This window comes from Klebsiella sp. A-Nf5 (assembly GCF_002810545.1).
Classification (GTDB): domain Bacteria; phylum Pseudomonadota; class Gammaproteobacteria; order Enterobacterales; family Enterobacteriaceae; genus Klebsiella; species Klebsiella variicola.
On sequence record NZ_PIOG01000118.1, the window covers coordinates 1 to 360 of the forward strand.

Consider the following 360-nt stretch of genomic DNA (forward strand, 5'->3'; position numbering starts at 1 on the left):
CGCCAGCGCGCCAGAAAGCGCGATCCCCTGGCCTGCTAATCCCTCGGTAATGTGTAAATCACCCGCGATGGGTGTCAACAGACTGACCGGCATAAACTCTGAGGCAATGAGCACAAATACGCAGAGCGTCATCGCCAGGACGCCGCTCCAGTATGCGCGGGTATTATGTAATCCAGACATTATTTATCTCCGACAAAACAAAGCCGCCTGCAGGCGGCTTTGGGGATGTCTCCGGCACAGGAGAGCTATTGCAGGTTGGTTTTGAAAAATTGCGTGAATGTAGCAAAGGGAATTTTGCCCGCGACGTTGTCATAGAGATCGACGTGGTTTGCGCCAGGGACAATCACCAGCGCTTTCTCT

2 pseudogenes are annotated in these 360 nt (G+C 53.3%); both read right to left on the reverse strand.

The window, feature by feature from the left end:
* Window positions 1–180, reverse strand: a pseudogene (locus CWM53_RS11790) (MFS transporter); the annotation flags it as partial.
* Window positions 181–245: 65 nt separating this feature from the next.
* A pseudogene (locus CWM53_RS30505) lies at window positions 246–360 on the reverse strand (alpha/beta hydrolase); the annotation flags it as partial.